Source organism: Nannocystis sp. RBIL2 (genome assembly GCF_026626745.1).
Lineage (GTDB): Bacteria > Myxococcota_A > Polyangia > Nannocystales > Nannocystaceae > Nannocystis.
In genome coordinates this window covers 1,830,390-1,853,979 of the sequence record NZ_JAPNJW010000001.1, presented here as the reverse complement: position 1 = coordinate 1,853,979, position 23,590 = coordinate 1,830,390, and the positions used below count along the sequence as shown (strand labels likewise).

Annotated in this window: 22 protein-coding genes; 3 read left to right on the top strand and 19 right to left on the bottom strand. The window is 72.4% G+C overall.

The window, feature by feature from the left end; all coding sequences use genetic code 11:
- Positions 1-43: 43 nt before the first annotated feature.
- The 5 genes from OV090_RS07360 to OV090_RS07340 form a co-directional block, all read right to left on the bottom strand.
- Positions 44-814, bottom strand: coding sequence for a hypothetical protein (locus tag OV090_RS07360; protein ID WP_267702793.1), 771 nt, complete (start codon positions 812-814; stop codon positions 44-46).
- A 149-nt stretch (positions 815-963) separates the two neighbouring features.
- A complete protein-coding gene (locus OV090_RS07355; protein ID WP_267702792.1) occupies positions 964-1,269 on the bottom strand; it encodes a helix-turn-helix transcriptional regulator in 306 nt (101 codons plus the stop codon).
- A gap of 125 nt (positions 1,270-1,394) precedes the next feature.
- Positions 1,395-2,198 (bottom strand): MnmC family methyltransferase, encoded by an 804-nt coding sequence (locus OV090_RS07350; protein ID WP_267702791.1) that lies wholly within the window; start codon positions 2,196-2,198, stop codon positions 1,395-1,397.
- Positions 2,195-3,340 carry a tRNA guanosine(34) transglycosylase Tgt gene (gene tgt, locus OV090_RS07345; RefSeq protein ID WP_267702790.1) on the bottom strand — a complete coding sequence of 382 codons (1,146 nt, stop codon included), beginning with the start codon at positions 3,338-3,340 and terminating at the stop codon, positions 2,195-2,197. Before tgt ends, OV090_RS07350 begins: the two co-directional genes overlap by 4 nt.
- Before the next feature lie 324 nt (positions 3,341-3,664).
- The gene (locus tag OV090_RS07340) at positions 3,665-4,906 is read right to left on the bottom strand and encodes a sigma-70 family RNA polymerase sigma factor (RefSeq protein WP_267702789.1); all 1,242 of its coding nucleotides are present in this window, start codon (positions 4,904-4,906) and stop codon (positions 3,665-3,667) included.
- 511 nt (positions 4,907-5,417) lie between these two features.
- On the opposite strand from OV090_RS07340, the gene OV090_RS07335 reads away from it, so the two are divergent.
- On the top strand, positions 5,418-5,579 hold the full coding sequence (locus OV090_RS07335) for a DUF1328 family protein (RefSeq protein WP_267702788.1): 162 nt from the start codon (positions 5,418-5,420) through the stop codon (positions 5,577-5,579).
- A 567-nt stretch (positions 5,580-6,146) separates the two neighbouring features.
- On the opposite strand, the gene OV090_RS07330 is transcribed toward OV090_RS07335, so the two are convergent.
- The 12 genes from OV090_RS07330 to OV090_RS07275 all read right to left on the bottom strand — a co-directional run bounded on the left by OV090_RS07330 (position 6,147) and on the right by OV090_RS07275 (position 18,167).
- Positions 6,147-6,596, bottom strand: coding sequence for a DoxX family protein (locus OV090_RS07330; protein ID WP_267702787.1), 450 nt, complete (start codon positions 6,594-6,596; stop codon positions 6,147-6,149).
- Positions 6,597-6,722: 126 nt separating this feature from the next.
- Complete coding sequence (locus tag OV090_RS07325) at positions 6,723-6,989, bottom strand: MFS transporter (RefSeq protein WP_267707078.1); 267 nt, start codon at positions 6,987-6,989, stop codon at positions 6,723-6,725.
- Between the two features lie 17 nt (positions 6,990-7,006).
- Complete coding sequence (locus OV090_RS07320; RefSeq protein WP_267702786.1) at positions 7,007-8,389, bottom strand: MFS transporter; 1,383 nt, start codon at positions 8,387-8,389, stop codon at positions 7,007-7,009.
- Positions 8,367-8,630 carry a DUF1427 family protein gene (locus OV090_RS07315; protein WP_267702785.1) on the bottom strand — a complete coding sequence of 88 codons (264 nt, stop codon included), beginning with the start codon at positions 8,628-8,630 and terminating at the stop codon, positions 8,367-8,369. The genes OV090_RS07320 and OV090_RS07315 overlap by 23 nt, the downstream gene beginning before the upstream one ends.
- 6 nt (positions 8,631-8,636) lie before the next feature.
- On the bottom strand, positions 8,637-9,293 hold the full coding sequence (locus OV090_RS07310; RefSeq protein WP_267702784.1) for an isochorismatase family protein: 657 nt from the start codon (positions 9,291-9,293) through the stop codon (positions 8,637-8,639).
- Positions 9,294-9,340: 47 nt separating this feature from the next.
- A complete protein-coding gene (locus OV090_RS07305; protein WP_267702783.1) occupies positions 9,341-10,777 on the bottom strand; it encodes an alginate export family protein in 1,437 nt (478 codons plus the stop codon).
- Positions 10,778-11,157: 380 nt separating this feature from the next.
- On the bottom strand, positions 11,158-12,948 hold the full coding sequence (locus tag OV090_RS07300; protein WP_267702782.1) for an amidohydrolase: 1,791 nt from the start codon (positions 12,946-12,948) through the stop codon (positions 11,158-11,160).
- A 501-nt stretch (positions 12,949-13,449) separates the two neighbouring features.
- Positions 13,450-13,977, bottom strand: coding sequence for a dihydrofolate reductase family protein (locus OV090_RS07295; protein ID WP_276600612.1), 528 nt, complete (start codon positions 13,975-13,977; stop codon positions 13,450-13,452).
- Between the two features lie 50 nt (positions 13,978-14,027).
- Positions 14,028-14,426, bottom strand: a complete 399-nt coding sequence (locus tag OV090_RS07290; RefSeq protein WP_267702780.1) for a VOC family protein — start codon at positions 14,424-14,426, stop codon at positions 14,028-14,030.
- A gap of 275 nt (positions 14,427-14,701) precedes the next feature.
- Positions 14,702-15,286: a hypothetical protein gene (locus OV090_RS07285; protein ID WP_267702779.1), complete on the bottom strand. Its 585-nt coding sequence runs from the start codon at positions 15,284-15,286 to the stop codon at positions 14,702-14,704.
- A 334-nt stretch (positions 15,287-15,620) separates the two neighbouring features.
- Positions 15,621-16,244, bottom strand: coding sequence for a class I SAM-dependent methyltransferase (locus OV090_RS07280; RefSeq protein ID WP_267702778.1), 624 nt, complete (start codon positions 16,242-16,244; stop codon positions 15,621-15,623).
- Between the two features lie 492 nt (positions 16,245-16,736).
- On the bottom strand, positions 16,737-18,167 hold the full coding sequence (locus tag OV090_RS07275; RefSeq protein WP_267702777.1) for a sigma 54-interacting transcriptional regulator: 1,431 nt from the start codon (positions 18,165-18,167) through the stop codon (positions 16,737-16,739).
- 209 nt (positions 18,168-18,376) lie between these two features.
- Here OV090_RS07275 and OV090_RS07270 point away from each other — a divergent pair, with 209 nt between their 5' ends.
- Together OV090_RS07270 and OV090_RS07265 are read left to right on the top strand one after the other, a co-directional pair.
- Entirely contained in the window at positions 18,377-19,336 is a 960-nt protein-coding gene (locus OV090_RS07270) for an ADYC domain-containing protein (protein ID WP_267702776.1), read from the top strand.
- Positions 19,337-19,343: 7 nt separating this feature from the next.
- Complete coding sequence (locus OV090_RS07265) at positions 19,344-22,007, top strand: serine/threonine-protein kinase (RefSeq protein WP_267702775.1); 2,664 nt, start codon at positions 19,344-19,346, stop codon at positions 22,005-22,007.
- A 153-nt stretch (positions 22,008-22,160) separates the two neighbouring features.
- On the opposite strand, the gene OV090_RS07260 is transcribed toward OV090_RS07265, so the two are convergent.
- Positions 22,161-22,856 carry a Coq4 family protein gene (locus OV090_RS07260; protein ID WP_267702774.1) on the bottom strand — a complete coding sequence of 232 codons (696 nt, stop codon included), beginning with the start codon at positions 22,854-22,856 and terminating at the stop codon, positions 22,161-22,163.
- The gene (locus OV090_RS07255) at positions 22,853-23,479 is read right to left on the bottom strand and encodes a MarR family transcriptional regulator (protein ID WP_267702773.1); all 627 of its coding nucleotides are present in this window, start codon (positions 23,477-23,479) and stop codon (positions 22,853-22,855) included. The genes OV090_RS07260 and OV090_RS07255 overlap by 4 nt, the downstream gene beginning before the upstream one ends.
- Between the last annotated feature and the right edge of the window lie 111 nt (positions 23,480-23,590).

Genomic DNA, 23,590 nt, shown 5'->3' with positions numbered 1-23,590 from the left:
CGAGCATGTCCTCGTGAACATGCTCGACGTCGACCTGTCCAGCTCAGGAAGCTCGGCTGCGACGAAGGACCCGCCATTGCACCCACGCGACGGTCACGACGACGGCGGTCCCGATGAACGCGAGCGGGTCGCCGGTCTGAATGAATTCGCGTGCGTTCCAGCTGACCACCGCGAACCCCAGGGCGATGAGCCAGCGCGGATCGGCGAACCCGGCGGCGATGCAGGCGACGAGCAGGAGCGCCGCGCCTGCGGCCGAGATCCGGTCGACGGTGCCGGGTGAGAGGTGCCAGGTCGCCGTCACGAACAGGGCGGCGAGGCGCCACGTCGCCGCGGCCAATGCGACCAGCGCGAGCCCGACGAGAGCCGGCTGGACTGCGAGCGCGCGATCGGTCTGCCTCGCGGGGATCATGGCCGCAGCGACGAGGAAGGGGACGGCGCCGGGGATCGCCATGCCGAGCGCCCACCGGAGGTCGACGGGCCCACCGTAGCGCAGCGCGCCGAGGAGGCCGATGCCGCCGAGAGCGATGGCTCCCGCCCACGCGAGCACGCGCCGCCGCTGCAGCAGCGCGACCGCGAGGCCCACGTACGCCGCGAGCTCGAGCACGAGCAGCGCGGCGGGGAGCGCGAGATCGGCGAACGGCACACCGGCGGCGCTGTTGGTGGGGAGCCAATACAAAAACAAGCCGAGGCGAAGCAGGAGGACGCCGACGCGGAGGCTGGCGAGGAGGGTGGCCCCCAGGGCGATGCCCTGGACGAGCACGACGCGGAAGGGCTGGTCCGCGGGCGTCTTGGCGTGGGCACGAATCGCCGCCACGAGGAGATCCAGGGCGTCTCGCGGGTGAGGCCAGGACTGCCCGGCGGTGCGAGTCTCGAGCGTGGTAAGGACGAGCTCTTCCTCCCACCGCGCGCGAAACGAGGCAGGAAAGAGGGCCGTGAGCGCGCGGACACGACGTTCGAGGGGGCTCATCGGTGCGCGAGCCTCTGCTTGGCGAGCCCCACGAGGGCGTCCCGCCGCTGGGTCTCCTCGACGAGGACGCCGCGGCCGCGCCGCGTGAGGCGGTAATACCGTCGCGGCCGGCCGTCCTCGATCTCCTCGCGGTCGAGCTCGATGTGACCGGCTTCTTCCAGCCGCTCGAGCGCCCCGTACAGAGTGCCGGGGCCGATCCGGATGGTCCCGCCGCTCAACTCCTTGGCCTCGAGGAGGATGCCGTAGCCGTGGCGCGGCCGATCGGAGAGCGCGAGGAGGATCAGGAACGTGGGGTCCTGCATCGGCTCTCGATGTATCACCGCGAGATATATCGGTCAACGATATATCGAATCACGGCGACCGGAGTTCGCGCGGCGTCGCGCGCAATCGTGGCTTTCTATCTGGGCCGCGGCTGCGGAGCCGGCGGCTAGGCGAATTGGGGGTGAGCGGCGACGCGCTGAAAGGCGTCGCCAGGGGCGTCGGCGGGGAATGCTGCGGTCGAGCGAGCGAGGCGTGCGAGCCAGCGGCGATCGAGCGGGTGCTCGAGGTCTGCCGAATCGACGGCCGCGCGGGTGGCCGCTTTATGCGCGCCGGTCGGTTCGCCGACGCCGACGAAGAAGCCGGCCAGCAGCAGCGCCGAGCGGACCGCGGTCGCGCCGCTGTAGGTGTGCACGGTGGCCCCGGCGCGGCAGCGGCGGCGCAGCATCGTGAAGGCGGCGACCGACCACAGCTCGGGGTTGACCCGCGGCGAGAACGGGTCCCAGAACACGACATCGGCCTCGGGTCCGTCGGCGAGCGAGCCCGGCAGCTCGCCCGCGATCAGCTGCCATGTGGTCCACGGGGCCTCGTGGAGGCCCCCTGTGAGCAGCGAAGCGGCGGCGGCTCCGGCGGCGCCGTCGAGCCCGAAGTCGGCGGCGTGCTCGGGCCGCAGGGCGAGCGCGAGGGCGTCGAGGCTGCGCTCGAAGCTGACGAGCGTGAGGCGCGGCCCGGCGGTGCGCGCCTCGGACAGCCGCCACGCCGCGATCGCGTTGGAGCCGGCGCCGAGGCCGACGTCGAGCAGCACCAGCGGCTCGCTCCGCTGCAGCCGCGCGGCCAGCCGGGCCGGCTCACAGTAGAGCCGCGCGGCCTCGACCGCGGGCCCGACCACGGGGTGCATGACCTCGCCGACGCGCCGGTCGAGGATCGCCTGGGCGCCGCCGGTCGTCGTCACCACCTCGCAATCGTCGCTCACGAGGTCGCCCCGATCCGCCGATCGCTGTGCTCGTAGCGATCGATCGCCTCGAGCTTGGCGCGCGCGTAGGCGGCGAACCGACCGGCCGCGATGGCGGCGCGGGCCTCGGCCATCAGGGCGTGATAGTGATGCAGGTTGTGGATGGACACGAGGCGCGGGCCGAGCGGCTCGCCGCAGCGGAACAGGTGATGCAGGTACGAGCGCGTGTACAGCTTGCAGGTGCTGCAGGCGCAGGTTGCGTCGAGCGGGCGGTCGTCGTCCTTGGTGCTCGCGCGGGTCAGCTTGACCCGGCCGGTCGAGGTGAACGCGGTGCCCTGCCAGGCGAGGTTGGTCGGCAGGATGCAGTCGAACATGTCGACGCCGGCGAGGATGGCGTGCAGCAGATCGGGCGGGGTGCCGACGCCCATGAGATAGCGCGGGCGATCGGCGGGCAGCAGCTCGGCGGCCATGTGGGTGATGTCCTCGCGCTCGGCCCGGGTGTCGCCGACGGCGAGGCCGCCGATGGCGAAGCCGTCGAACGGGTGGTCGGTGAGGAAGGCCGCCGACTCGCGCCGCAGCTCGGAGAAGATGCCGCCCTGCATGATGGCGAACAGCGCCTGCGGGGTGCCCGTGCGGGCGGCCAGGCTGCGCAGGGCCCAGCGATGGGTCCGCTGCATGGCGGCCCGGGTGGTCGCCTCGTCCGAGCGGGCGTCGACGCAGACGTCGAGCACCATCATGATGTCGGCGCCGATCGCCTCCTGCATGGCGATCGAGGCCTCGGGCGAGAGCATGTGGAACTGCTGATTGGTGTAGCTGCGGAACCGGGCGCCGCGCTCGCTGATCACGCGATCGTCGGACAGCGAGAAGATCTGGTAGCCCCCCGAGTCCGTCAGCATCGGGCCGTGCCAGCCCATGAATCGGTGGATCCCGCCGACCCTGCGGAACAGATCGGGGCCGGGGCGCAGCATCAAATGATAGGTGTTGCCGAGGACGACCTCGGCGCCGACCTCGTGCAGCTCCGCCGGCGTCAGACCCGTGACCGTCGCCCGGGTGCCGACTGCCATGAACACCGGGGTCTCGATCCGGCCGTGCGGAGTGTCGAGCGCGCCGCGGCGAGCCCGTGAACCCGGGTCGACGGCGCTGACGTGGAAGGGGAAGCGCATGGGCGGCGCAGTGTAGCGGACGCGCCGCGCCCCGTCGCCGCGAAGCTCGGGCGCGCCCCGGCCGGCTTTCGCGCCCGGGGCGCCGACCGCCGACGGCCGCGCTTCGGCCGCGATGGCTTTAAATAAAAAGGAGGCCGCGCGGCGGACGTGTCCTGCGGGACAGGTCCGCCGCGCGGAGCGGTTTGGCGGTTCGGGGAGGAAGACAAATCGGTCGGTGACGCGCTACGGGGTATCGTTTCGCGGGCGAGCGGGGAGCTCGGCCCGCAGCGCGCAGAGGCGGCGGGCAAGCGAAAGAAGGGGCCGCGGCGCCACCGACCGCGCGCGTCACATGAGCTTGCGACGCGAGAACTCGGCGCGCAGCTTGGCGAGCGCGCCCTCCTGGAGCTGACGGATCCGCTCGCGCGACAGCGAGTAGCCGGCGCCGATGTCCTTGAGGGTCATCTCGGTCTCGCCGTCGAGGCCGACGCGCTTGCGCAGGATGTCGGCCTCGAGCGGGGTGAGCTGAGCGAACACTTCGGCGAGCTGCGACTGCAGCAGGTCGCGGTCGATGAGGTCGGACGGGGGGACATAGTCGGGGTCGGCGACGGCGTCGGCGAGGGTGCCCTCGCTGTCGCGCGAGGCCGGCGAGGCGAGGCTCAGCGGGGTCTCCATCAGCGACCAGCCCATGCGGGAGATCCGCTCGCGGCTGACGCCGCTGACGGAGGCCAGCTCCTCGTCGGTGGGCTCGCGGCCCTCGGCGAGCTCGAAGTCGCGGCGGGCGCGGGCGACCTTCTGGCAGGCCTCGATCATGTGGACGGGCAGGCGGACGCAGCGCGACTTGTCGGCGATCGAGCGGGTGATGGCGTGGCGGATCCACCAGGCCGCGTAGGTCGAGAAGCGGCAGCCACGGGCGGGGTCGAAGCGGGCCACGGCCTTGAGCAGGCCGAGGTTGCCCTCCTGGATCAGGTCGGGCAGGGGCACGCTGCCGCGGTAGAATCGGCGCGCGAGGGCGACGACGAGGCGCAGGTTGGCGCGCACGAAGGCGTTGCGGGCGGCGACGAAGGCGATCTGCTTGCTGCGCACGGCGGCGACGTAGCGGGCGAACGGGACGCTGCCGCGGCGCGGGGGATGGACTGCGAGGCAGGTCGGGGCGCCGCGGTTGCCCTCGAGGGTGCCGAGGTCGGCGACGAGGAGGTCGGCGAGCTCGGTGTCGACGTCGGCCTCGAGCAGGATGCCGGCGACGCGGTCGCGGGCGGCGTGGAAGGCGTCGTGGTGCTTGCGCAGGTCGCGGTCGCGGAGGGTCCGCGCGGCCTTCTCATAGGCGGCCAGGGCGGCGTGCGAGCAGACCTCGTCGGCCAGCCGCTCGCGCACGAAGGCGCAGATCGGCTCGGCGTAGGGCGGATAGTCGAGGAGCGCCGTCCACATGCCGCGGCGCAGGTGCACCAGCTTGATCGCGGAGGCGGTCTCCTCTTCGCGCGTCATCACCTCGGCGTCGGCGAGGTCGCGGAAGTAAGTGGTGAGTGGCCGGTGCGACGAATCATTCACCAGAGCGCCGTTCGAGTCACGGGTATCGATTTCTCGCAGCATGGTGTCAGTCCTTCCATATCCGGGCGGCCATTCGCCGCCGTACGCGTGGTCCGAGCGGCTCGCCGGCGCATCGAGGCCGTGCCGCGGATCTTGCCCTCGCCCCGGGGAGAACCTTGTTTCCCGGGCACTCGGTCGTCTTGTGGGAGACGTGATCGGGGCCCGGACGGATGTCAATGCCGGCCGGCGCAACTTTTTTCGCGACGTTTTTTGGGGTCCGAAGCGCCCAGCGAGGCGCAGCGCGGCGTCAGGTCGAACGGACCCTGGACACTCCTTCTACGGCGATCGCAGGCCCCTGGTCGGCCAGGCCCGCGCGGGCCGGGCTGTCGCCCTCGCAATGGTAGAAGGGCGTCGCGCTTCGTGCGCGGGTATTGGCGCACCGCTCGGCGGAAAAGGCCTGCAGGGGCCCTGGGAGGCACCCTGGAGGCCGAAGGACGGGTGTCCGCCGGAGCCCCCGGGCGCGCGGTTGCGCGGGCCCGCGTTCCGAAAATAAGAGGCTCACGAGGATTCGGACATGCTTCGCTGGGCGCTCATCTTCCTGTTCATCTCGCTGGTGGCCGCGCTGATCGGCTTCAGCGGCATCACGGTGGTCGCGGTCCAGCTGGCGCAGGTGCTGTTCTACATCTTCCTGGGCGGCTTCGCGGTGATGCTGGTGGCCGAACTGCTGGCGGGCTGAGCCGTACCGGCGAGGGCCGCCGCAGCGGGCTGTCCCCGGCGACATGTATTAATAGTAGGCCCACGGGCGCGCCCGACGGCCGGCAATCCCCCGCAAAACCTCGCTGCACGGCGGGGTCGTCAGCGAGCCGCCGCGGGTGACGCCGTGAATGTCGATCGGCGCGACTGCTCCGCGCCGTGCACGCATTCGCCCCCGCGCTGTTCTCATTCCAGGGCGGGCCGCGGCGGTCGTGCTCGTAGCTCCAATTGTCGCACTCGGGTTCATGAATCCGAGCGCAGTCGGCGGCGCACGCGAACGCCAGGCAGGAGGCATCCCTCGGATTCGCAGCGGCAGGCGCGGCACCTCGGCGATCGGGCGCAAGCCGGGAGGGGGAACCCTCGCGCGCCGAGGACTCTGTTCCGCCTCGGCGCAAATCGCGCGATGGCGAAGGTGGGGCTGGCGGAGGCTGCGCCGAAGAGCCGCGCAAGGAGCGCCGTATCGCAGGGGCGAAACGCGCGGGGTCCTGGCCTCCGAAGGTCCGCCTTCGTGACGGGACCGGTGACGTCGACGCGCGAACGCGAGCGCGCGTCAGGGCGTGACGAGGCGGGCGAGGAAGCGCCGGTAAGGGGCGCGCAGCCGGTGGTCGAGCGAATAGCGGCCCGCGCCGGTGAGGGCGAGCGCGGTGTACGGCAATGCGTAGAGCAGCGCCGACTGGACGTCGGCGCCGGCGAAGCCGCGGGCGGCCATCGTCACGACCATGAGCATGGTGAAGACGATCGGCACGGCGGCGAGGCGGGTGAGCAGGCCGAGGGCGACGAGCAAGCTGCACACGCCCTCGGCCGCGAGCGCGAGGACGAAGCTGGGCGCGGAGCCGATGCCGAGCGGATCAGGGAACTCGCGCAGCTCGGCGTCGAAGTGCAGCAGCTTGGGCCGCATGTGAAAGGTCCAGATCAGGGCGGCGGCGCCGAGGCGGAGCGACAGGAGGCCGAGGTCGCGGGCGCGAGCTGCGAGCGGGGCGGCAGATTCGTCGGGAGTCACGGATGCTCCGATGGGGGCGGGGGCGACGCGAGGACGAGTGAATCGTCGGTCACGGGAGTACGATGAATGGAATGCGGGCGCTGCGGCGAGAGAGACGCTCGTCGGCCTCTCGCGAATGTGAGGACGTCATGGATGTTCGGGGTGCGGCGGCTCGATGTGAGCGCCGCGGGCTCGAGCGGCCGCGAGGGCGCGGGCGTCGACGAGGTGGACGACGCCGGCGTCTTCGCTGAGGGCGGCGAGCTTCGTCAGCAGGGCCTGGTCGGCGACCACTGCGCGGCCGTGCTGGCGCACGTGCTCGGACCACGAGCCGAGCGCGAACGTCTCCACGAAGAGGTCCGGGGCGCCGAGGTCCTCGTAGATCGACCAGTCGCTGGCGCCGTCGCGGCGGCGCAGGTTCTCGAGCTCGCGGCTCAGCGCCAGGAACTCGGCGCGGTGGGCCGCGGCGACGCGGTGGCGCGGACGATCAGGACCGGGCCGGCGTGGTGGTCGAGGTCGGTGCCGAGGACCACTGGTTCGGGCCAGGCAGCCCACGACGCGACGGCCTCGCGGCGGGCGTCGCCGAGGCGCCAGCGCACGGCCCCGAGCGCGCCGAGAGCGACGCCGGCGGCCGCGATCGTCAGGGTGGCGGGCGAGCCGAGCTGGCCGGCGAGGCTGCCCCAGGCGAGGCTGCCGAGCGCGAGGCCGCCCTGGAAGACCAGCAGGTAGAAGCCGAGCGCGCGCGCGTGGACCCACCCGGGCGCGGCCGAGGCGGCGGCGACGTTGAGGCTCGACATGATGCTGATCCAGGCGACGCCGGTGGCGAGCATGGCGAGGTACAGCAAGGGCTCGCTGCGCACGTGGCCGAGCACCAGCATGGTGGCGGCGTAGAGAAGGCTGGCGGCGGCGGTCATGCGATCGGGGCCCCAGCGCGCGCGCAGCTTGGGCATCACTGCGGCGCCGAACAGGGCGCCGGCGCCGACGCAGCCGAGCAGGGCGCCGAAGCGCAAGGGGCTCATGTGCAGCTCGCGGCGGGCGATCACCGGCAAGAGGGCCCACAGGGCGCTGCCGCAGACGATGAACGCGGCGGCGCGGGCGATCACGGCCCGCAGCACCGGGGCGTGGACGGCGAAGCGCATGCCGGCGACGATGGCCCCGACGACCCGCTCGGGGGTCTGCGGCGGGGGCTTTCGGATCGGTCGCCAGCGCACCACCTGGACGACGACGAGCGAGAAGACGCAGGCGTTGAACGCATAGACCGCGCCGCTGCCGGCGAGGGCGACGCCGACGCCGCCGATCGCGGGGCCGACGGCGCGGGCGATGTTGACTGCGACGCCCCCGAGAGTGACGGCGGAGGCGAGCTCGCCGGCCGCGACCTGCGACGGCAGCACCGACTGCCACAGCGGGGCCGACAGCGCGGCGCCGAGGCCGAGGGCGAAGGTGAGGGCGAGCAGGGCCGTAGGCCCGAGCGCGCCGGTGATCGAGAGGACCGCGAGCGCGAGCGAGACCGCGGCCATCCACGCGGCGAAGCCGACGAGCAGCCGCCGGCGATCGAACAGATCGGCGAAGGCGGCCGCTGGCAGGCCGACGAGCAGCACCGGCGCGCCGGACATGGTCTGCAGCAGGGCGACGTAGATCGGCGCGCTGGCGAGGGAGGTCATGTCCCAGCTGCCGACGGCGTTCTGCACCCACAGGGCGATGTTCGACCCGAGCGCGCCGAGCCACAGCGAGCGGAACACGCGGTGACGCAGCGGCGCCCAGGCGGAGGCAGGAGCGGCGGACGAAGCGGGAGGATCAGCGGGGGGCGTGGTCGCCATGGTCGGGCTCGGGCGCGGGCACGCCGGTGATCTTGGGCGCGCACTCGCGGGAGAACCATGCCGCACTCAGCGGCTCCCCGGCGAGGAGCCGCCGCGCGATCGGCCCGACCTGCTCGCCGAGGAGCATGCCGAACAGCCCGATCAGCGCCACGATCGGCGGCGCCGGTGAGCGCACGTTCAGCACGCTGTAGAGGACGCCGACCAGGACGCCGACGCCGAGCGAGAGCAGGTAGAGCTTCATGGGCGCCTAGTGGCCGCCCTCGGAGGCGTTGAACATGGTCTTGGCGTAGATGATCCCGAGGCCGTAGGCGCCGCCGAGCTCGGCGGCGAGGCCGGTGGTCGCGCCGTAGGTCTCGCCGCGGGCCCAGTCGCGCTGCAGCTCGAGCAGGTACTGCAGGGCGGTCAGCGGCCGCGCGCCGGCCTGGACCATGCGGGTGATCGCCTGCTCGTGGGCCTCGTCGGACACGTCGCCGCAGGCGTCGGTGATCACGTAGACCTCGAAGCCCTGCTCGATCGCCGACAGCACCGGGCCGACGATGCACACGGACGTCCACAGGCCGGCGATGACGACGCGCGACTTGCCGAGCTTGTTGACGCGGTCGATGACGTTCTGGTCCTCCCAGCAATTCATGGTGGTGCGATCGATGAGGTCGAGCTCCGGCTGGGCGGCGCGGATCTCGGCGAAGATCGGGCCGGAGAAGGTCTTCTCGGCCACGGTGGTGAGGATCGTGGCGACGTTGAAGACGCGGGCCGCGCGGGCCGCCAGGGCGGCGTTGTTGCGCAGCATGATGGCGTCGATCGAGCGGGTGGCGAACGCCATCTGCGACTGGTGATCGATGAGGATCAGGGTGTGGTCGCCGGGGGTGAGCAGCGACTTGGCGGGGGTGGCGGTGGCGGTGGGCATGGGTCTTTCGCGTCCTTGATTGATTGGGATGATGGCAACGGTGAGGGTCAGAACTTGAGGGTCAGCCAGGTGGCGACGAAGTCGACGTCGCGGGTGCGCCCGGCCTGGGCGAGGAAGGGGCCGCGGAAGAAGCGGCCGACGGTGACGACGAAGCCGATGTGGCGCCCGAGCTCGGCCTCGAGGGTGGCGCCGGCGCGGTGGCCGATGAAGCGCGCGTCACCGAGGTTGTCGAGGAGCGGCTCGCCGGGGACGTTGTAGATGCCGTCGGCCCGGCTGTAGCGCCACAGGCACACCCAGTCGAGGGTGAGGCTGAGGCGCTCGAGCGGGGCGAGCGTCAACATGGGGTGGACGTCGTAGAAGTTGGCGGGGCCTATCAGGGCGTCCTCGCCGAAGTACGAGCCCTTGGGGAACAGCGCGGAGAAGGTGCCCATGGGCCGTCGGCCGCCGCGGTCGCCGGAGGCGACGTCGAGGCGCACGCCGAGCCGCGGGTCCCACGGCAGGGGCAATGCGATGCCGGTGTCGCTGGCCAGGGTCCACGCCAGCAGCGGGGCGTCGCCGAACTTGCCGGCCTGCAGCACCGCCTCGACGTTGTAGTCGAGCCGGCCGGCGGCGCCGAACCAACGTGTCCCGAGAGACAGGCGGCGCTCGTGCGCCCGCCCGCGCTGGTACTCGGCGTCGGGGCGGTCGAGGTAGAGCGCGTAGACGTCGACCTGGCCGCCGGGCAACGGCGAGGGCACCGTGACGTGGGCGCCGGCGAACCACTGACCGCGCTCCCAGCCGTCGTCGAACACGCCGGGGCGGGTGGCGACCGGGCGAGTGACGAAGAGGTGGGCGCGGACGCGGCGGACCGCGACGATCAGCGAGACGCCGTCGAAGCTGCGGCGGACGTTGGGGCCCTCGCGCGGGGAGACGAGGCGGCCGGAGCCGAACGCGAGCTCGTGGCGGCCGGCGCGGAGGATGATCCGCAGGCCGGGGCGCTCGAGGTCGAAGTCGGCGAAGGCCTGGTGGAAGTCGAGGTCGTCGCGGTCGATGTCCCGCGGGCCGCCGGGGCGGCCGGTCTCGAGGGCGCTCTTGATCTGCGCGAAGGCGCGGAAGTACGGGGCGCGCAGCTCGGCGTGCAGCATGTAGCGCTGCAGCCACGACAGCGAGCGCGGCGGGCCTGCGCCCCAGTCGAGGTGGCGGAAGGCGTCGAGGCGCTGGCGGGTCTCGCCGCCGAAGCCGAGCGCGACGCGCTTGCGCGGGCCGAGCGGGATGTACTTGAGGACATCCAGGAGGTCGACCTGGCGCGTGGGGTCGCGCAAATAGCGGTAGTCCTCGTCGGCGCGCAAGAGGCGGTAGGGCGGCGGGGCAGCCGGCGGACCGCCGCCTCGCCCGGCCAGCGCTGCGGCCTCGCTGGCGCCGGCGGCCTGGGCCGGGGATGCGGATTTTAAGAAAGTGGCCTTGGGGACAGGTCGCGGCGCCGCGGAGGTGAGCGCGGGGCTCATGTCCTTGGGGACAGATCGCTGCGCCGTGTCGGGCGGTGGAGTTTGGCTGTCCCTTGGGACAGTTGATTCTCTCCCTGGCGCGGAGGTCGTCGTCGCTGCACGGGCCGCATCGGTGGGGGCGGGGGACGACCTGTCCGCAGGGTCAGGTTCGCGGGTCGTGGTTGCGGCGGTCGCCCTGTCTGCAGGAGCATGTGATTCGGTCGCGGAGGACATGTCTTTCTGAACATGTCCGTTCGGACCGCCCGCGGCCGGCTCGGCGCGGGCCGGGCCCGGGCCGCCGAGGACGACTGCGAGGGCCGCGGTCCGGGCCGCGCGCACGCGACCGCCGGGCCCGGCGCGGCGCGGCGCCGGGCATGTCCGCGAGGACAGGTGCATGGCGCTCAGAACACCGCGCAGGGGCAGGCGAGGCCGACGTGGTGGTGGTGATGATGGTGGGCGCGGTGGCGCAGGGCGCGGGCGACCACGCCGGGGTCGTAGCCGCCGTACTGCGCGGGCGGGGCCCAGTCGGGGCTGAATGGCAGCGGGGGAGGGGCGAGGCCGCCGAAGTCGCCGCTGGCGTGGACGACGTCGCCGCCGACCACCGTGAGCACCGAGGTGATGTCGCGGATCTCCGCCTCCGGCACCGCGAAGTAGTCGGAGGACAGCACCGCGAGGTCGCCGAGGCGACCCTCGGCGACGAGGCCGCGCTGGCCGTCTTCGCCCGAGAACCACCCGTTGCCGGCGGTGTAGAGGCGCAGCGCCTGCTCGCGCGACAGGCGGGCGCCGGGGCCGAGCAGCTCGGTGCCGCCGACGCTGCGACCGGAGACCAGCCAGCCGAGGCCGACCCACGGGTTGTAGCTGGCGACGCGCGTGGCGTCGGTGCCGCCGCCGACGGGGATCCCCGCGGCCAGCATGCGGCGCACGGGCGGGGCGTCGCTGGTGGCCTCGGGGCCGTAGCGGTGCAGGAAGTGCTCGCCCTGGTAGGCCATGCGGTGCTGGATGGCGATGCCGCCGCCGAGCGCGGCGATCCGGTCGATGTTGCGCGCCGAGACGGTCTCGGCGTGGTCGAAGAACCACCGCAGGCCGGCGAACGGGATCTTCTTGTTCACTGCCTCGAACACGTCGAGCATGCGCGTGATCGATTCGTCGTAGGTGGCGTGCAGGCGGAACGGCCAGCGATGCGCGACCAGGTGCTCGACCACGCCCTCGAGCTGGGCCTCCATCTGCGGCGGGAGGTCGGGCCGCGGCTCGAGGAAGTCCTCGAAGTCGGCGGCCGAGTAGACGAGCATCTCGCCGGCGCCGTTGAGGCGGTAATACTCGTCGCCGCGGCCGGGGCTGACCGCCTGCGACCACTGGCGGAAGTCGTCGAGCTCCTGCCCGGGGCGCTGGGTGAACAGGTTGTAGGCCAGGCGCACGGTCAGCTGCCTGGCGGCCGCGAGCTCCTCGATGATCTGGTAGTGCTCGGGGTACTGCTGGAAGCCGCCGCCGGCGTCGATCGCCCCGGTGATGCCGAGCCGGTTGAGCTCGCGCATGAAGTGACGGGTGCTGTTGCGCTGCTCGTCGGGCCCGAGCCGCGGTCCCTTGGCCAGAGTGGCGTAGAGGATCCACGCGTTCGGCTTGGCGACCAGAAGGCCGGTCGGCTCGCCGTGGCGGTCGCGCTGGATGACGCCGCCAGGCGGGTCGGGGGTGTCGCGCGTGTAGCCGACGGCCCGCAGGGCGGCGCGGTTGAGCAGCGCCTGCGAGTAGAGGTGGAGCACGAACACCGGGGTGTCAGGCGCAGCGGCGTTGAGCTCGTCGAGGGTCGGCATGCGCCGCTCGGCGAACTGGAACTCGGACCAGCCGCCGACGACGCGCACCCACTGCGGCGGCGGGGTGATCTGCGCCTGCGCCCGCAGCCGCCGCAGCGCCTCGGCCAGCGAGGCGACGCCGTCCCACCGCAATTCGCTGTTGTAGGTCAGGCCGCCGCGGATGAGGTGGAGGTGCGAATCGATGAGGCCGGGGATCGCCCGCCGACCGCGTAGATCGATCTGCCGCGCGCCCGCGCCGGCGCGCGCCAGGACGTCGGCGTCATCGCCGACGGCGACGAATCGCCCGTCGCGGATCGCCGCCGCGGAGGCCTCGGGCACCCGCGGGTCCATGGTCGTGATTCGCCCGTTGAAGAGGATCAGATCGGCGTCCGCGCTGGCTGTCATTGTCAGGTCCGCGAGGAGGATGGCAGAGGCCCGGCCGATCCGTAAACCCGACTTTATGGGGGTGAGGGCTCGAGGGCGGATCGGAACTCCCACGATTCGCTCGGTTGTGCGAATCGTTGCGGCGCGGCTGGACAATCCTCTGCACCGTCGCACCCTGTCGTACCGACGATGTTCAGGTGACGATCGGGCCGGCGGCGACTGCGAGGTTGCACGTGCGATCGGGTTTTCCGGAGGAAATCGTCCGCTCACTGCGGCGTCGCGCCCGCGCCGCGCACGAGCGCCTGGCTCTTCGGACAGGCGGCGCGCGAACCGACGTGATCCGAGCGCCGCGAGATCGGCCGTGCAGACGTCGGCGGGGCAGCTCGCCGGCGACGCGACCGCCGGCGCGACGGTCTACTCGCCGCGGAACAACCGCCGAGACCGAGTGCATGGGGCTCGCCTGCGCCCAGCGCCCAAGCGAGCGGAAGATGCCATCGATCGCGCGGCGGACGAGCCTGATGGCTACCTTCTCGGCTCGTACCGCATCGCCACCGCCCCCGAGCCGTACTCCAGCCGGCTCACGAGCTTCAAGTCGATGCGTTTGGAGAGCCCCGCGAACAACGTCGGCCCATGGCCCGCGAGCGTCGGGTGCACCACGAACTCGTACTCGTCGATGAGTCCCAACTCCGCCAGCGCCAGCGGGAGCTTCACGCCTCCCACGAACAGTCCCTTGCCGGGCTGCTGTTTGAGCTTCTGGACGGCCTCCCCCAGGTCCCCACGCACGAGCTCCGCGTTCCAATCGACCCGGTCCAGGGTGCTCGACACGACGTACTTCTTGGCGGCGTCGATCGTCCGGGCGAAGGGGTCCGTCCCGGTCGGCGACCGGAACGCTGCCTCCATCATTTCGTAGGTCACCCGACCAAAGAGCAGGGCGTCGGCCTCGGCGAGGCTGTCGGCCGCGCGACGATGCAGCTCTTCGTCGGAGAAGCCTGCACGATGATCGCAGCACCCGTCCAGTGTGACGTTGATGGAATAACGAAGGGGTCGCATTTTCGTGAGAGTACCGTCGACAGGGAAGACCAGCAACCTCGGATGGGGCATCACGTCGCCGAAGGGTTCGTCCACACCACGTTCCATCCGTGTCCGTCGAGGTCGTAGAATCCTTGGTCGTACATGAAGCCGTGGTCCTCGGGCGGACCCGCAGACACGCCGCCGTGCGCCACTGCCTTGGCGACGATCGCGTCGACGTCCGACCGGCTCGCAGCCGAGAACGAGAAGAGAGCCTCCTCGTGAGTGCGCGTGTCGCAGAGCTCGCGCTTCGTGAAGCCGGCGAAGAACGACTCTGTCAGCAGCATCACGAACGCACCCTCGCTCACCCTCATGCAAGCGCTGTGGTCGCCCGTGAACTTCGGGTCGAACTCGAAGCCGAGCGCCGTGAAGAAGGCCATCGACTTCGAAAGGTCGCGGACGGGGAGGTTCACGAAGAATTTGCGGGTCATGTCGGTCTCCGAGGAGGCGGGCGCGGTCGGGATACCCGCCGCATCGTTCCGATCGTAAAGACCAACCGGCCCCCGCGAACTCATCGGTCGATCGCGCGAGCGCGTGTGAATTTTCGTAACCATCCGGAATTATTCGCTTCTCCGACTGCCGCTCGGGCGACCCGGAGAGCGGGAAGGGCGCGCCGACGTCGAGGCACGACGTCAGGGAGGCGATGCGTTCGCCCCGGAGCTCGGCGAGCGGCCGGGGCGCTCCGGGGCGACGCGCGGGCCTTCGGTCACCAGCAGGAGCTCGGCTCGAAGCGGACGTCGAAGTTGCCGCCGTAGTTGCTGTCCCACTGCCCACCGGCCTCGGCCGCGAGCTCGATGTCCCAGGCGTTGAGCCCGCCGAATTCGTCGTGGGACCAGTAGAACAGGTGGTTCTCGACCGCGCTCGGGTAGCTGCAGATCCACTTGCCGCTCTGGTACGGCTCGAAGGTGACGTTGTTGCACGAGCTGTTCGGGTTCGGGCCGTTGGGGCACCAGAAACAGCCGCGCGGCCCGGAGTCGAGGAACACGTAGGCGTCGTCGTTGGCGCCGGGCAGGGCGTCGAGCGTCGCGCTGTTGCCGTTGAGGGACACGTAGAAGTTGATCTGATCGTCGGCGTACTGGTCGCGCAGGTAGCCGTCGTAGACGATCGTGAGCTTGTAGTGCTCGTCCCACGGATCGACGAAGTCGCGGATCACCTTGAACGGCCCCGAGTAGAGCGTCTCGGTGAGGCTGCACATGTCGTAGTCCGGCGGGTAGTTGGAGGCGTGCGCGGCGGTCGAGGCGAGGCCGAGCGCGAGGGTACACAGCGTGACGGCGAGCGAGCGGGCTTTCATGCCGCCGGACCATACACCCGGCGGCGCGGGCGGCCAGCGTGCACCATCGCAGTCGCATTGCGGGCAGCGTGCGGTTCGCCGCGACTCGCGGGCCGGGGACGCGTTCGGCCACGAGAATCCCCCAGGCGACCGTCAGGGCCGGTCGAGCCCGCGCCTGACCGCGCGCGCCGACGAGGCAGCAGTCCTCGGCCGCGAGTTCGTTCGCAGCGAACCCAGGAGCCCGGTGCGATGATTGTCCCGCCGCTGCTGGATCCGCACGGAGCATCCCGTGCGTCCGTAGGGCCTCACGCGAGGTCCGTGGACCCGACGCATTCAGGCCTGCGCGCGCGGACCGTCAGGCGTCGGTGCGCTCGATCGTGGCGCACCAGGCCCGCGCGCCGCCGGGGTGGATGAGGCTGGCGAAGCGGGCCGGACGGATCTCGCGGACCGTCCAGCCGTCCTGAAAGGCGTCGCGCAGGTCGGCCTGGGAGATCCGCCGCGGGCCCTGCTCGCCGCTCTCCTGGTCGCTGAAGCAGAGGATGTGCAAGAGGCCGCCGGGCTTGAGGGCGTCGGCCAGCGAGCGCACGTAGAGGACGCGATCACGATCGCCGAACACGTGGAACAGGCCCGAGTCGAGCAGGGTGTCGAACCGCCGGCCGAGCGCGGCGAGGTTCAGAGCGTCGTGGACGAGGAAGCGGACGTCGAGCCCGCGCGCCTGCGCCTTGGCCTGGGCGCGCGCGATGGCCTCGGGCACGACGTCGACGCCCCACACGCCGTGCCCGCGCTCGGCGGCGAACAGGGCATTGTCGCCGGGGCCGCAGCCGACGTCGAGCACGTCACCACGGATGAGTCCGCCATCGGCGAGGGCGACGAATGCGGCCTGAGGCGTGCCCACGTCCCACGGCGGGGTGCCCTGATAGGCCTCCACGAAGAGGTGCGAGGGGACACCAGGGTGCGCAGTGGTCGGTTTGTCGCTCATGCGAGTGGCGTAGCACGAGCGGGTGGCCGATCTGACGAGCGAGCGAGCGGGTCAATCGTGGCGGGCGTGGGACCGGCGCCGCCAGCGGTCGCCAGCGGCGCTTCCGAGGTGAGAAGCGCAAATCGTCGGACAGCGGGTCCTCGTCGCTCAGGCCGGCGCGGACGCTGATGTGCATGGATTGATCGAACAGCGCGGCGTGATTGCGCAGACCGTGGAAAGTCGTGCTCGCGCGGGTGCCCTGCCGCGGTTCGCCGATGTACCTCGAACGAACGGACATCAGGGGTGAAGACGATTCGTCTTACCTCGAAGATCGTGACATGGATGGCTGACGGCGAGAACGGACCCAGCGCGCCCGTGCAGGCCGGGGGGCGTGGAGTTTCGTGTCGGGCATGGACCTGTCCATGACCGGCCACGATCAGGTGCGTGGATGCCTGAAAGGCCATGTCCCTATAGACATGTCACTGTGGACACGCTCTCGGCCGCGCTCTCGGCCTACGCGTCGGGGTCGCGGCCGGGCAGGGCGATCGCGTACATTCCGAGCCAGCGGGTGATCTGCTTGCGCTCGCAGTCGTAGTGCTTCGCGGTCGCGCGGATGCTCCAGGCGTTGGCCTCGAGGGTGGCGAGCAGCGCCTCGCGGCTCGGGCGTGGCCGTGGGGCTCGCGGGACCGTGCGCGGGGGAGCGGCGTCGACGGGCGGAGCGGCGGGCGCGGGCGAGGCGGCCGGTGGACCTGCCCCCAGGGACAGGAGGCGCGCAGGCCAGGCGTCGGCCTCGATCTCGCCGTCGGCGGCGCCGAAGGCGTGGACGAAGCGCTGCAGGCCGCGCAGGTTGTCGGGCCACGGCTGTAGCAGCAGGGCCTCGGCGAGGGCCACCGGCAGCTCGAGCAGCGGCGGCTCGCCGCGAGCGCGCGGGGCGTGCCAGGCGCGGTGGAGGCGATCGACCCACGCGAGCAGGTCGGCCCGGCGGGCGCGCAGCGGCGGCGCGTGGATCTCCCACAGCGCCAGGCGGGCGTAGAGGTCGCGGCGGAACTTGCCCTGCTCGACGTCGGCGGCCAGGGAGCGGTTGGTGGCGGCGATCAGGCGCACGTCGACGCGGTGGCTCTGGGTGCTGCCGACGGCCACGACCTCGCCGAGCTCGACGGCGCGGAGCAGCTTGGGCTGGAGGTCGAGCGGCAGCTCGCCGAGCTCGTCGAGGAAGAGGGTGCCGCCGGTGGCGGCGCGGAACATGCCGGGCTGCTCGGTGGTGGCGCCGGTGAAGGCGCCGCGGGTGTGGCCGAACAGCTGGCTCTCGACGAGCTGGGGGCTGAGGGCGGCGCAGTTGACGGCGACCAGGGGGCCGCGGCGGCCGCTGAGGCGGTGCAGCTCGCCGGCGATCCGCTCCTTGCCGACGCCGGTCTCGCCGAGGATCAGGGCGGGGGCGAGGTCGGGCCCGGCGCGGCCGATCGCCAGCCGCAGCTTGCGGGCCGCCAGCGACTCGCCGGGGACCGCGTCGGTCGAGACCTGCGGGGCGTCGCGCAGGTCGGCGTCGCGTCGCTCGTACACCGCCAGGACGTCGCCGAAGCGCAGCACCGCCTGGTCCTCGAGGTAGACGGGCAAGGCGTGGACGGAGCGGCCGTCGACCCAGGTGCCGTTGCGGCTGCCGAGGTCGGCGACCGTGTGGCAGCCGGCCACGGGGTCCCAGCGGAACGCGGCGTGCTGGCGCGAGACGGTCTTGTGGGCGGCGACGAGCTGGCCGGCGTCGCGCTGGCGGCCGAGCACCACCGGGGCCTCGGCGAGCGCCTGCGGCTCGCCCAGGCCGCGCGGGTGCACGAGGACGAGCCGGGCGGTGCGCGGAGCCGCGCATATCCGCGCGGACCGCTCGGTGGACACGGTCTCGTCGGCGGTCCGGTGCTCGAACGGCGTCTTTTCGAACTTGCGCGGGCCCATGGGGCGGCTCGATGGTGTCCCATGCGGCCGCACCCGGGCAAGCCGAGAAAAACCTGGTGTCAGCGCGCCTGGGGCCTTGCGATCCTTGGGGAAATTCGCGGCATGTCCGTTGCTGAGGGAGTGACCACACAGCTCACCGGCGGCGCATTCCGGCCGCCTCTTACCCTTCTCGGAGTACCACGATCATGTCTTTCCGTTTCGCCCGCCTCATGCCCCTCTGTGTCGTCGTCCTCGCCGTGACCCCCGCCTGCACCTCGGCGCCGGAGGGCGACGAGCTGGAGTTCCGCGAGACCTGCGGGACGTGCGGCTACAACTCGCCGGAGATCAACGACGCGCCGTTCCCGGAGCTGTCGCTCGCCGGCGTGCCGAACTCCGCGGGCGTGAGCCTGGTGGGCCTGCGCGACCCGCTGGAGAGCGACATCTACCCGCTCAACACCGACATCCGCGGCGAGCTGGTGGTCTACAAGGGCGACACGACGCAGGTGCTGGCCGGCGGCGAGGACCTGGTCGGCTGGAAACTCGTGCTCGAGAAAGACGGCGACGAGGTGGAGGGCACGATCCTCGTCTACAACGACGACGAGCCGTCGTCGGCCGACGAGGGCCGGCCGTTCACGACTTACGCGATCTGGTTCGTCGACCCCGACGACGCCACGACGAAGAACGTGTGCCCGACCTTCTGGAACCAGCCGTCGACGCCCGTCCTCACGGTCATCCGCGGCGAGACCTACGACCGGGAGAACAAGGAGGTCGACCTGATCGAAGACGAGTGGGTGACCTTCGCCTGTAAAGACCAGGCGGCCTTCAAGGCCAAGGCCTTCGGCTACGAGCAGGGCCAGATCTTCCCCCTCACGTCCGCCCCAGCCACGCGCGCGCAGCAGGACGCGACGCTCAAGATGATCACCGCCGATTACTGCGGCACCGGCCAGAGCTTCACCGTCCAGGATTGGAATATCTACTGGGAGAACGCGGCGGGCACGGTCACGCCCGACGCGGTCATGAACCCCCTCCACATCGAGGCCGTGTGGGACGAGTTCGGGGCGATCTGCGTGCAAAACCCGCGGCTCGCCACTATCGAGAAGGTCGACCTCGATTGCCCCGGTATTCCTCGCTGCCTTGACATCGATTGGGCCAGCGTCCCGTACGAATGGATCACCTGGAAGGTGATGTGATTCGTTCATGACCGGCGACGACAGCCTGGACTCGGCGACCGGCCCGCGGGGGTCGGACAGCGACGAGGCGACTGCGGACCCGGCCTCCGCGTCCGGCGGCGCGGCGCGTCCGCTGCCGGCGCGGCTCGGCCGCTACCACGTGCTGGGGCAGCTCGGCGCCGGCGGCATGGGGGTGGTTTACGCGGCCTACGATCCCGACCTCGATCGCAAGGTCGCGCTCAAGCTGCTGCGCGCCGACGGTCACGCCGCCAGCCCCGGCCGCCTGCTGCGCGAGGCCCACGCGCTGGCCCGGCTGTCGCACCCCAACGTGGTGCAGATCCACGACACCGGGGCGATCGACGGCCGGATCTTCATCGCCATGGAATTGGTCCGCGGGGTCGACCTGCGCACCTGGCTGGTCCAGCCGCGCGGGCTGGCGGAGGTCCTGCGGGTGTTCCTCGACGCCGGGCGCGGGCTGGCGGCGGCGCACGAGGCGGGCTTCGTGCATCGCGATTTCAAGCCGGACAACGTGCTGGTCGGCGCCGACGGGCGGGTGCGCGTGGCGGACTTCGGCCTGGTGCGCCAGCACGACGAGCCGGCGAACCCGGGCGCGCTCGAGCCCGATCGCGGGACGCTGTCGCGGCCGCTGACCATGACCGGGGCGCTGCTCGGGACGCCCGCGTACATGGCCCCCGAGCAGCACCGGGGCGGCACTGCCGACGCCCGCAGCGACCAGTTCAGCTTCTGCCTGGCGCTGTGGGAGGCGCTGCACGGCCCGCGGCCGTTCGCGGGCGACAGCCCGGCGGCGATCGCCGCGGCGATGCGCGTCGGGCAACTGCGGCCGGAGCGAGGCGCCGGAGTGCCCGGCGAGCTGACGCGGACCCTGCAGCGCGGGCTGGCCTACGAGCCCGAGCGCCGCTACCCGGACATGCCGGCGCTGCTCGCCGCGCTGGGGGTCGACCGCGGACGTCGGCGGCGGCGCTGGTTGGCGGGGCTGGGCGCGGGTGGGCTGCTGGCGGGCCTCGTCGCCGCGCTGACCAGCGGCCCCGAGCCGTGCAGCGGTGGCCCGGCGGCGCTGGCGGGGGCGTGGAACCCGGAGCGCCGCGAAGCCGTGGCGGCCGCGCTGGCGGGCACCGACGCGTCGTCGCGGGTGCTGGCGGGCCTCGACGCCTACGCGGGCGCGTGGCTGGTCGGGCACCGCGAGGCCTGCCTCGACCATCGCCGCGGCGAGCAGTCGAGCGCGCTGCTCGACGCGCGCATGCGCTGCCTCGACGGCCGGCGCGAGACGCTGGCCGCGGCGGCGCGCCTGCTGACGGGCGAGGCAGAGATCGACGCCGCCCAGCTCGTGGCCCGCCTGCCGCCGATCGCCGCCTGCGCCCAGCCGGCGGTGGTGCTGGGCGAGGCGAGGGTGCCCGAAGATCCGACGCTGGCCGGCCCCGTCGCGGCGATCGGCGCGGGGCTCATCGAGGCGCGCGTGCGCCACGACGCGGGCGACCTCGACGGGGCGCTGATCCGGGCCGAAGAGGCGATCCGGCAGGCCCGCCGGATCTCCTTCGAGCCGCTCCTGGCCGAGGCGCTGCTGGTCCAGGCCCGGGTCCTGTTCAGCCGCATGCGCTGGGCCGCGGCCCGGCCGGTGCTGGTCGAGGCGTTGACGCGGGCCATCGAGGCGCGGCGCGACGACCTGGCCGCCGAGGCGATCGCCCGCCTGCTCTACGTCGACGGGGTCCAGAGCGGCCGCACCGCGGAGGCGCTGCGCCTGGCGCCGCTGGCCCTGGCCATGGCTGCGCGTGCGCCCGAGCCGCACGCTGCCCGGGGGCTGGCCAGCAACAACGTCGGCGTGGTCCAGCTGCTGGCGCGGGACCGCGAGGGCGCCGCGGCGTCGATGCGGCGCGCGGTCGAGGAGCTGCTGGCGGCGCCGCACGCCGACCCGATCGAGTCGACCAACGCGATGTTCAACGCGGCGATGGTGACCGTCGCGGGCGACGAACGCCACGCCCTCCTGGCCCGCGCCGACGAGCTGTTGGTCGCGCACCTCGGGCCGCGCCACCCGTTCGCGCTCGACCGCCGGACGTTCGGCGCCCGCTTCGAGCCGGAGCTGCGCCAGGCCGTCGCCACGCTGTCGAATGTGTGCCCGGAGTTCCTGGCGGTGGCCGGCGGGGCGTCGACGACCTGCGGGTTCTGCTTCCAGTACCTGGCTTATCTGCAGATATACGGCGGCGACCGGGCCGCGGCGCTCGCCAGCGCCGGGCGCGTGCCCGCGTGCGCGCCGGAGGCCGACGCGGCAGGGCAGGAGGCGAACCAGCGCGCCAAGGCGCGGGCGTTCGTCGCGGTCCACGCCGGCCGCCCCGCGGCAGCGCTGGTGGAGGTGGAGCAGGCGCGGACCTGGACCGACCGGTTCCGCGAGGCGCCGTGGATCGCCGGCGAGGTGGCGGAGCTCGAGCTGCTGCGCGGCCGGGCGCTGCTGCTGCTGGACCGCCCAGCCGAGGCCGCGGAGGCGCTGGGGCGAGCGGTCGCCGGCTTTGCCGACGCGGGCGAGAGGGCCGATCTGCTGGCGCCGCTGTGGCGCGCCGAGGCGCAGACGCTGCTCGCGCGGGCGCTGCTGGCCCGCACGCCGGCGGACCACGAGCGGGCGAAGGCGTTGCACGAGGAGGCGGCGGCGACGTGGGCGGCGCTGAAGGCGGTCGCGCCGTGACGGGTGTGTTCTCATCGTTCATCGGACATGTCATCGAGGACATGTCGTGAAGTGCATGCTGTCAATGCAATGACATGTCAAAAAGGACGTGTCGCTGAGAACATGTCCGAAGGTCAGCGCGGGCCCGGCGAGCGGCCGTCGCCCGCGTCGCGCTCAGCGGATGCCGAGCAGCGCGCGCACCTGCTCCACCGGCTGGTCCCACAGGTGCTCGTAGCGGACCCCGAGCAGCGGCTGGGCGGCGCGGCCGCGGCGGTACGCGGCGGTGACTCGCCGCAGGTAGTCGCGCACCGTGATGCCCGGCAGCGTCGGCAGGACCTTGATCGTCGTGAAGACGACGATCAGGGCCGCGGTCCGGAGCCCGAGGTTGCCGACGATGAACGCCTGCAGCTCGACCTCGCCGGGCACGTCGGTGCCGTAGCCGGTGAGCACGTGGACCAGGTCGTGCTCGTCGCGGTAGCGCCTGGAGAGGTACTCCACGTCGGAGTGGACCGGGTACGGGTTCTCGAACGGGGTGATGCCGTTGGCGCCGAAGTAGCGCGCGAACTCGCGGCCGAGGGTGCCCTCCGGCAATCGCTCGAGCGCGGCCAGGTCGAGCACGCGGCCGTCGAGCGGGGGGCGCTCGGCGAGCAGCCGCCGCCCGTCCTCGGTCCGCGCCAGCCCCTCGCGCAGCCTGGCGAGGGCGTCGCGGTTGAGGCTGAGGTTGAGCGCCTTGCCGGCGGCGATGTCCTTGGGGTCGTGGCGGAGCGTGCGTAGGGCGCGGAGCGCGAGGCCGATGCGCCGCGGGAGCGAGGCGTCCTCCGGGAGGTCGAAGCTGCTGGCAGTGGGCGGGACGGTGGCGGTCGTGTTCATGAGGCTCTCCTCCGGGTTGGCTTGCGGGCCTGGCCGCGCGCCGATGAACGGCGCGGGCTGGCAGGCTTCGCGGGGGCGGCGGCGCGGGGCTCTTGCGCGGGCGAACGGCGCGGGCGAGCAGGTTTCGCGGGGGTCTGTCGTGCAGGCGGCTCGCGGGTCGTGGCGAGCGCCGGCGGTCGCTCGAGCGCGGCGACGGCCTGCTCGATGCGAATCAGGGCGCGGCTGCACTCGGCCAGCGCCTCCGCGCTCGCGCCCGCGAATTGGGCCGCGAGCTGCTGCGCCAGCGCCTGCTGGACCTCGTCGCAGACGCGCTCGCCGGCCTCGGTGATCCGGAGCGAGTACCGCCGCCGATCGCCGGGCGAGACCTCGCGCCGCACGTAGCCGCGACGCTCGAGCCGGTCGACCAGGCCGGTGACGACCGCGGGGGTGACGTTGAGCCGCGCCGCGACCTCGCTCGGCGAGCGGTTGCCGGCGCGCAAGGCGGCGAACACTGCGAACTGACGCAGGCTCAACCCCCGGCCGAGCTCGCCGCCCTGCACCCGGGTGGCCGCCCAGCGAGTGAAGCGAGGGAACAGCGCCAGGGCCTGGAGCGCGAGCTGCATGCGGGGGTCGGGGCGCGGCATGGATAGTTTGCTTTGCAAAGCATATGAAAACGGCTCGGGGCGTCAACGGGCGCGTCCGCGCTCGCTGCGGGCGGAGCCGCCGGCGCAGCGGCCATGTCCGCATCAGCTCCG